The sequence below is a fragment of the Rhodocaloribacter sp. genome (assembly GCF_056451265.1).
This window is the reverse complement of sequence record NZ_JBWOPL010000049.1, coordinates 33625-41708: the sequence shown is the minus strand read 5'-3', so window position 1 is coordinate 41708 and position 8084 is coordinate 33625. Positions and strand designations below refer to the sequence as shown.

Here is an 8084-nt window from a genome sequence, read left to right as displayed (position 1 = left end):
CATCGACGCGAACGGGATCCTGAGCGTTTCGGCGAAGGACAAGGCGACGGGCAAGGAGCAGTCGATCCGGATCGAGGCGTCGAGCGGGTTGACGGAGGCCGAGATCGAGAAGATGCGCGCCGACGCCCGGGCACACGCCGCCGAGGACAAGCAACGTCGTCGTCAGATCGAGGTGATGAACCAGGCCGACAGCCTGATCTATACCTCGGAGAAGAACCTCAAGGAGTACGGCGACAAGCTCCCGGCGGAGAAACGCGCCAAGATCGAGGCCGCGCTCGAACGGCTGAAGGAAGCCCACAAGACGGAGAACGTCGACGAGGCGGAATCGGCCATGCAGCAGCTCAACGAGGCCTGGAGCGAGGCCAGCGAGGATCTCTACAAGGCCCAGCAGGGGGCCGCTCCGGAAGGAGAGGCTGCTCCGGCGGGTGGAGATGAGGTCAAAGACGTCGACTTCGAAGTCGTTGATGAAGGCGAGGCGCAATAAGCGCCCGAGAGCCCCGATGGCCCCTGCGGCGGTCGGGGCTCTTCCTTTTTTATCCTTCTGTGCCGCATCCACTTCAATTCAAGCGCACGACAGCCATGACTCGATTCAAAAAACTGACCACCCCGGCCCTGATCCTCGCGGCTTTCCTGGCCGGCATCTTCTTCATCCTCCTGGGTTCCAATTTCTTCGGCCTGGGCGACCGCGTCGCGCCCGAGAGCGAGGCCAAGCATGCGGCCGCGCTGGTCGCAGGCGACACCGAGATACGCGAAGACCTCGATCTCGAAGACGCCTTCATCAAAGTAGCCGAACAGGTGAACCCCACCGTCGTCCAGATCATGATCGAGAAAGTGATCGAGGCGCCCGCCAATCCTTTCCCGATCAACCCGTTCGAGGGCACGCCTTTCGAGGATTTCTTCGCCCCCTTCCGCGCGCCGCGCGGGCAGGACGGCAACGGGCAGCCGCGCGAGTTCCATCAGCGCGGCCTCGGCTCCGGCGTCATCCTCCGGAACGACGGCTACATCGTGACGAACAACCATGTGGTGACGGACGCCGACGAGGTTAAGGTGCGCCTTTCCAACGGCGACGTCTACGACGCCGAGGTCGTAGGCACGGACACGTTCACCGACCTGGCCGTCATCCACATCGACGCGAACGCGTTGCCGGCGATCTCCCTCGGCGACTCGGACGAGTTGCGCGTGGGCCAGTGGGTGATGGCCTTCGGCTCGCCGCTGTCCGAGGAGCTTCAGAACACCGTCACCGCAGGCATCATCAGCGCGGTGGGTCGGTACTCGAGCACGGGCGAGAGCGTGCAGAATTACATCCAGACCGACGCGGCCATCAACCCCGGCAACTCGGGCGGCCCGCTCGTCGATCTGCACGGACGCCTCGTCGGCATCAACACGGCGATCTATTCGCAGACGGGCGGCTACCAGGGCATCGGCTTCGCCGTCCCGGTCAACACGGTGCACACCATCGCCGAGGAGCTGATCGAGCACGGCAAGGTGCGCCGGGCGCGGCTGGGCGTGCAATACACGGCGGCAAGCCCGGCCCTCATCGAGGCGCTCGACCTGCCGCGCGGCGCGGCGCAGGTGATGAGCGTCGTCGAAGGCTCGGCAGCCGACAAGGCGGGCATCGAGGAAGGAGACGTCATCACCGCCGTCGACGGCAAACCCCTGACGAACTCGCTCGAACTCTCCACCCTCATCGCCGCCATGAAGCCGGGACAGAAGGTCGCAATCACGCTCAACCGGGCGGGAGAGGAGAAAACCGTCACCGTCACGCTCGGCGCAAGTGAAGAGGAAACCGCCGAAGCCGCTTCCGCTGCGCAGCCGTCCACCCGCGGCGACATCGAAAAGCAGCTGGGCTTCAGCTATACCGACCTGACGCCCGACCTGGCGAAGCAGTTTGGCTATGACGAGGACGCCCGGGGCGTGCTCATCACCCGTGTGGACGCCGAGAGCGACGCGTATCGGGACGCCAACCTCCGGGCCGGACAGCTCATCGTAGAGGTGAACAAGCAGCCGGTCCAGAACGTCCGCGACTTTGAGCGCATTTATCACGACCTTGAGCCCGGCGCGACGTTCCTCGTGCGCGTGCGCCAGCCCAACCTGAACGGCTCCATCCTCACCGCGCTGACCAAACCCAAAAGCTGAGAGGTTTTTGCAGACATGGAAAAACACGACCATCGACATAGAGAAGACTGGCAGGCCGCCCTCGACGGGGACCGCGCCGCCTTCAACCGCCTGGTGGAACCCTTTCTCGAAGAGCTCCTCACCGCAGCGCGGCGCGACCTCGGCTACCACCGCTTCCGGGGCGAGCCCGCCGCCCGCGACATCACCCCCGAGGAACTCGTGGGCGAGACGCTCCTCCGAGCCTGGGCCTCCCGAAAAGAACGACCCGAGGGCGTGAGCCTGCGCGCCTGGCTGCTCGGCACGCAGCACCGGGTGCTCCGGAAACTCATCGAACGGCCCCGGTGGGAACGCGACCTCTGGGCGATCTCGCTCGACGAGCCGCTCCCCCCCGAACCGCTCTACGACGACGAGGAGTCCTTCTGGGAATGGTATCAGCCGGACGACCTCGAAAAGTGGGAGGATGTCTTCCCGGACAACGTCCCCAACCCCGAGGAGGACTTCTTGCTCAAAGAGACCGAGACCTATCCGCTCGCGGTCGACGAGCGGCAAGCGCTCTTGCTCTATGAGGAGCACAAGCTGACGATGATCGAGGTCGCGTATGCGCTGGGCGTCACGGTCGAGCGCGCGGCGGAGATGGTGCGCAACGCCCGCCGCCGCATCCGCGACGAGCGCGCCCGGCAGAACGCCTGACCGCGCGCGGCGCAATGGCCCGATCCCCACGATCCGACCCGAGACGACGATGAGCACCTTTGAAACACGCATGAACACCACCCGGCGGCTGCTCCGGGAAGCGGCGGAGCATCTGGAGAACGTCCGCGCGCTGCGCGACGACGCCGCTCCCGATTACTCCGCGCTCCTGACGGAGAGCCTCCTGACGACGCGGCGATCCCTGGAAGGGTTGCTGACGTACCACGGCGTTCCCTTCACCGCCGAGACGCCCCTGCGCGCGCTCGTCGAGGCCGCCGTCGAGCTGGCGAGCATACTTCGGACGCCCGCCGACCTCGCGCTCATGCTCGAGGCCCAGGCGCCCGCCCTCACCGGGCGGGACCCGCTGCCGATCACCGAGCGCGAAGCCATCCTCAACGGCTCCTATGCCGCCCGCGACGTCCTCACGATGACGCTGGGAGAACTTCCCAAATCCTTTGCAGAGGATGCCCGGTCCGGCGAAAGCGTCCCCGACACCCTTACCCCATGAATCCCAAGCGTAACGGAGGCAAAACCATGAAAACAACGACAAGGCCCGTTGCCCGAACATATATGCGATTCCTTCCCCTCATCTTTGTGTTCGCACTCGGCGCGTGCCAGTCGAAGACCGACACCATCGGGCTGAGTGCAGATGAGATTATAACCAACCCGACGAAATACGTCGGGAAGACCGTGACGCTGAGCGGCGAAGTCAACGACGTCTTCGACCCACGCATCTTCACCGTCGGCGGTCATGGATTTCGGGGCGACCTGCTCGTGATCAGCCTCGATGCCATCGCCGCGGCGCCGGAACGCACGGTGGAGGCGCCGCTTCAGAAAAACGACCTCGTGCTCGTGACCGGCCGCGTGGAGCCTTTCTCGGTCGAGGGGCTGGAGCGGAAATACAATCTTCAGCTCGACCCCGTGCTCGCCGGGATGTTCAAGAACCGGCCCGTGGTGGTCATCGGCGAGTCGGTGGCGGCCACCCTCCCGCCGGTCGTCGTCACGCCGCGTTCGGCGCCCGAGCCTCCGACCTCGATGACGCCCCTCACGAACCTCGCAGAGGTGGCGATGTCCCAGAACCAGGATGCGTACATCGACCGGACCGCCCTCTTCCGGCACGCCCCGGTGGACGAGGTGGTCGCCGAGAATGCCTTCTGGATCGGCTCGAAAGAGACCGGCCGCCTCTTCGTCGTGCTGACGATGCCGGAAGAGTATCGAAAGAAATTCGACATCAAAAAAGGCGACCTGTGGACGTTCTACGGCATCATCCGCGAATTGCCGGGGCCGGGGCTGCTCCAGACCAGCTGGAAGCTCCCCGAGGAGGTCATCGCGGAGCTCTCCGGCGAGGACATCTACCTGCAAGCGCTGAACGTCGAACCCGTCCCGCAGCGATAGCCTGCCTTCTTACTCGCAAATAGCCTCGACCTGATGACCGGGTCGAGGCTATTTTTTTTATCCCTTTTCCAAAATTCCAAAAATCGTGCGATTTCGTCGATCCGGCGCAAGCTATAGTGGAGGTCAACTAAGTTGACCTCACATGACTGAGAATGTTGACTTTCTACGTTTCTTCAATTCACGACTGGAGTTTCCTAAACCTTGCATCATGGACTTTTGTCCAAAACGGTCAGTGGCTGATATTCCTCCGTGCTGAACGGAACATGACCTTCCGGCCATGGCATGCGCATACGGCATAGTACACGGAAGTGGATGGGGGCCGGCGATGCATTGACTTGTACAACTTCAACGATTGCCTTCGTGATGTCACTCCGCTCGAACCGTTTTAACTCGCCGGCAAGATAACGAGGTAGATAGCCGAGGAGGTGCATATCGTTCTTGGATTGCTCTGCCGTTCGGAGTGCGTAGGCATTCGGATCGTGTGGATTTTGCAGGTCAGCCATGAGCAACAACTCTTCCCCCGGCTTCAGGGTCTTCACCCGATCAATGGCGCATAGTGATTGGTGGCGCAACCCTCGAACGAAGAAGTGCACAAGGTACGTGTTATCGCTGTCGGGTTCCGGACAGGGGAAGATTTCCAGGGTTTCCGTCATGGAATTGCCGCCCGTACGGGCAAGAATAGCAATAGGATCGGCTTCGTCATGAGGAATGCTCAGCCACTTAATCAAATTCTTGTATTCGGGACGGTTAGGAGAAAGGACTGCGTTAGCAAACAAGGGGAAAATCTCATCTGACTCGTAGTACTTCTCCAAAACAGGAAACGACACGAGCGGTTTAAATCCGCTCTTTTGAGCGGCACGGGCGCCTTTCGTGTACGTAAAAACGTACTTCTCTCTCCGTCGAAGTAATCTCCCCACGGTGAACCACCGCCTGCGGACAGGATCTTGCCAAGCGAGAAAAAGGATGCTCATACGGTTTAACCTCAAAGCTCAAGGAGGGCTTTTCTGTTCAAATCTAACACTTTTCGCGCAAACTCGGTGCCAACCGACGAAATTCGTTCGCCCGGTAGACGGTTCAATATCCTTTCTATCTGCTCGTCATCGATTGCCGCAAGACGGCTTAACCACGCATCGGCTGCCACACTATATCGCTTCTTTGCATGCATAAAGGCTTCTACAGGATGCATGGTTATTCGGTCACCCTCACTGCGAAAAAACCCGGAACGCGCACGTTCAACATACTTCTCGATACTCTGACCACGATCCCGAGATGTCAGCCGCTCGCGACGTTTTTCATCTAACAATTCACGCCCCAAGCTAGAGGCATGATCGAACGTTGGAGCGAGGTACCGGTGAAGACCATTCTCGGTGTACGACTCCAAAACCCCCCAATTCCTGTCATGACGATCCGTATTGGCAATCCAGGCATCAAGTAGCAGGAACCCGACAAAAGCCTCAGGAGGGGACGCCACACCTTCCGGGAGCGCCCATGTAGGGTCAAGCGCAACACCAATTGTAGAATTGGCAAGCGTTTCGAGAGTGAGATCAAGCGTGTACTGTGGTATCCGGTCAAATCGGTTCTCTGTGACGCGCGGATAGTCATGACCGGCAAGCAACTCATTGCCGAGCACAAGTCGCTCATGTTCCCGTTCGATACGGCGCGTCACGACGCCACGGGTATTCATCCAAACAGCCAGTTCATACGTCGCACATGGCAAGCCAAGCAATGTGCAAAGCTCGGCAGCAACTTTCTCTGACCAGTCTTCGCCAGCCCAACTATCGGTGTTTTCGGGGATTATGAGGCGGTTTGCCTTGAAAAGCCACCGTTCATGTGGTTCAAGCTCGCTGCGGGTATACCAGAATTTCTCCTTGCTCCCAACATTTTCCAAACGCTCCGGTGCTTCATCAGGTACGCGAATGATTGGAAAAGACTTCATGGGAGAAATCTATGAGATGACCCCTGACAACTGAATGTCAGGTTGCCTTCTTATAAAACCTTCGAGATTTCTATTGTACGTCAATTCAGTTATTTCAACATAAAGCCGTCACTCAGGTCCCGTCGAGGATTCTATGCGCCACGCATGGCACGCTACCCGGAATCGTGCGCCGACGCAGGAGACGCGGAGCGTACGGCGGACGTTCCCTCGCAGCGCATGGGAACAAGCGTTTCGAAAAGGATGTCGCCATCCTTCAAACGACCTTCCGTAGAGCCGACCGGCCGGTCGCCCTATGCGCCACGCTCGATAAGGGAAACGGCATGACGAGCATCCGCTCGCCGCCTCATCCCGTGTGCGCCGGCAGGTGTTCGCTCAGCCACTTCCGCACGGCGGGCTCGGGCAACGCGCCGACGAACTCCCCCTTCACCTCGCCGTCGATGAAGAGCTTCACGGCGGGGATGCCCCGGATGCCGTATTGCGCGGAGAGCTGGGGCTGCCGGTCGGTGTTGATCTTGACCAGCCGCCATGCCCCTTTGCTCTCTTTCGCCAGCTTTTCGAGCGTCGGGCTCAGGACGCGGCACGGTCCGCACCACGGCGCCCAGAAATCCACCAGAACGGGCTTTTCACGGCTCTTGTCGAGCACTTCCTTCTGAAAAAACTCCGGTACGTTTGCCATGATCTCTCTGGGATGTTGATTGATGTTTTGCCGGAACCCGGGGCGTTCCGCCGCGCGCGAGGGCGTCCTTGCTACCACCGGCGGAGGCCCGCGATGCCGTCCATCGTTTCGACCAGCCTGCGTTCGGCCTCACCGCGGACGAACTCCAGCCGGCTGCCATGTTGCACGGCCAGGGCGGGCAACACCTCGTCCAGGCGCGTCGGAGCCGGCGTATGGCCGGGCGCGCAGCCCGCTTCCGCCTTCGCCGCATCGACGGCGACGAAGCCCGTCTCTTCACAGCGGTGCACCGTTGTGAAGAGCACCCGGGGCGTCCACGGCACGGCCACGGTATAGAGTTGCCCCTGCTGCAAGGACTGAAGCACGGCGTCGAGCCCCCACACCCCGCGCTCGGCGATGCGTTCGAGGAGCGCCACCTCGCCTTCTCGCTCGGCCCGTTCGACGGCATCCGCCACGTGATCGAGCACCTGCGCGGGCGACGCCTCGGGATACGGCAACCCCGGCAGCCGCGCAACCACCTTCTCCGCGAGGGCTTTCGACAACACCGCCTCGAAGGCGGCCCGACGCTCTTCCGGCCCACAGAGGATCAGCCGCTCGGCTCCCCGGGCCGCCATCGCTTTTTCGAGCAGCGCGGCGTTCTTCTTGTAAAAACGATGCACCCAGGCTTCTTCCCGGCTCTCGTAGAGATCCTTCCCGGCGCCGACCGTCTCCATGGCAGGCGAGCCGCCCGTCGGCTCGGTCAGCCGCCGCCATTCGGTCGTGTCGATCTCCACGAAAGCTTCCTTCACCTCCTCGATCTCTCCCATATGCACCTCGAAGAAGCGCCACCGCGCCCGGTCCATGTACACGACGGCGTACCGCTCATAGTCGTCGCGGGCCAGCAGCAACGGCGCCACGTACGGAGCGGACCACCGCGCGATGACGCGGTCCACCTCGGAGACGAGCGGGAGATCCACCTGGAGAAAATGCCTCTCGAAAAGCGCCTCCGGGTCTTCGGCGGCAAAAAGCGCCAGCGTCCGCCCGTACCGATGCGGCGGATCCTGTCGGAACCGGGCCACGACCTCTTCGATCAGCGTCTCCGGGACGCCTGCCTGTTTCATGGCGTTCTCCGCCCGTATCCGATATCCCTCCCGCAAGTTTTCGGCATGGGCCGGGTTCACGTCCAGATACAGCGAAAGGATCGGCGCTTCGTACGCGCCGAGTTGTTCCTGCAACGTATCGATCCAGTCTTCCATACGGCTCTATCGTCTGGTGTTGGTTTATGAGGTACCCGCGCAA

General features: G+C 61.6%; 9 protein-coding genes. 5 read left to right on the top strand and 4 right to left on the bottom strand.

Going from position 1 to position 8084, the window contains the following annotated elements; translation table 11 throughout:
- From AC1HIY_RS08495 to AC1HIY_RS08475, 5 genes are all read left to right on the top strand, one after another.
- Window positions 1-484: Hsp70 family protein (locus AC1HIY_RS08495; RefSeq protein ID WP_479576295.1), on the top strand; the 484-nt coding region annotated here is incomplete at its 5' end.
- A gap of 95 nt (window positions 485-579) precedes the next feature.
- Complete coding sequence (locus tag AC1HIY_RS08490) at window positions 580-2136, top strand: Do family serine endopeptidase (RefSeq protein WP_479576294.1); 1557 nt, start codon at window positions 580-582, stop codon at window positions 2134-2136.
- Between the two features lie 15 nt (window positions 2137-2151).
- Window positions 2152-2805 carry an RNA polymerase sigma factor gene (locus AC1HIY_RS08485; RefSeq protein WP_479576293.1) on the top strand — a complete coding sequence of 218 codons (654 nt, stop codon included), beginning with the start codon at window positions 2152-2154 and terminating at the stop codon, window positions 2803-2805.
- Window positions 2806-2854: 49 nt separating this feature from the next.
- Entirely contained in the window at window positions 2855-3310 is a 456-nt protein-coding gene (locus AC1HIY_RS08480) for a hypothetical protein (RefSeq protein WP_479576292.1), read from the top strand.
- Window positions 3311-3372: 62 nt separating this feature from the next.
- Window positions 3373-4197, top strand: a complete 825-nt coding sequence (locus AC1HIY_RS08475; protein ID WP_479576291.1) for a hypothetical protein — start codon at window positions 3373-3375, stop codon at window positions 4195-4197.
- Window positions 4198-4403: 206 nt separating this feature from the next.
- Here AC1HIY_RS08475 and AC1HIY_RS08470 read toward each other — a convergent pair whose 3' ends face one another.
- The 4 genes from AC1HIY_RS08470 to AC1HIY_RS08455 all read right to left on the bottom strand — a co-directional run bounded on the left by AC1HIY_RS08470 (window position 4404) and on the right by AC1HIY_RS08455 (window position 8041).
- Complete coding sequence (locus tag AC1HIY_RS08470; RefSeq protein WP_479576290.1) at window positions 4404-5168, bottom strand: HIRAN domain-containing protein; 765 nt, start codon at window positions 5166-5168, stop codon at window positions 4404-4406.
- Window positions 5169-5179: 11 nt separating this feature from the next.
- Window positions 5180-6133, bottom strand: a complete 954-nt coding sequence (locus AC1HIY_RS08465) for a HipA domain-containing protein (RefSeq protein ID WP_479576289.1) — start codon at window positions 6131-6133, stop codon at window positions 5180-5182.
- Window positions 6134-6476: 343 nt separating this feature from the next.
- A complete protein-coding gene (gene trxA / locus AC1HIY_RS08460; RefSeq protein WP_479576288.1) occupies window positions 6477-6809 on the bottom strand; it encodes a thioredoxin in 333 nt (110 codons plus the stop codon).
- A gap of 71 nt (window positions 6810-6880) precedes the next feature.
- On the bottom strand, window positions 6881-8041 hold the full coding sequence (locus AC1HIY_RS08455) for a VLRF1 family aeRF1-type release factor (RefSeq protein WP_479576287.1): 1161 nt from the start codon (window positions 8039-8041) through the stop codon (window positions 6881-6883).
- Window positions 8042-8084: the final 43 nt, after the last annotated feature.

Bases quoted from the DNA above. Each gene is read 5' to 3' on its own strand.
- AC1HIY_RS08490 (WP_479576294.1), top strand. From the start codon at position 580: ATGACTCGATTCAAAAAACTGACCACCCCGGCCCTGATCCTCGCGGCT.
- AC1HIY_RS08485 (WP_479576293.1), top strand. From the start codon at position 2,152: ATGGAAAAACACGACCATCGACATAGAGAAGACTGGCAGGCCGCCCTC.
- AC1HIY_RS08480 (WP_479576292.1), top strand. From the start codon at position 2,855: ATGAGCACCTTTGAAACACGCATGAACACCACCCGGCGGCTGCTCCGG.
- AC1HIY_RS08475 (WP_479576291.1), top strand. From the start codon at position 3,373: ATGCGATTCCTTCCCCTCATCTTTGTGTTCGCACTCGGCGCGTGCCAG.
- AC1HIY_RS08470 (WP_479576290.1), bottom strand. From the start codon at position 5,168: ATGAGCATCCTTTTTCTCGCTTGGCAAGATCCTGTCCGCAGGCGGTGG.
- AC1HIY_RS08465 (WP_479576289.1), bottom strand. From the start codon at position 6,133: ATGAAGTCTTTTCCAATCATTCGCGTACCTGATGAAGCACCGGAGCGT.
- trxA (WP_479576288.1), bottom strand. From the start codon at position 6,809: ATGGCAAACGTACCGGAGTTTTTTCAGAAGGAAGTGCTCGACAAGAGC.
- AC1HIY_RS08455 (WP_479576287.1), bottom strand. From the start codon at position 8,041: ATGGAAGACTGGATCGATACGTTGCAGGAACAACTCGGCGCGTACGAA.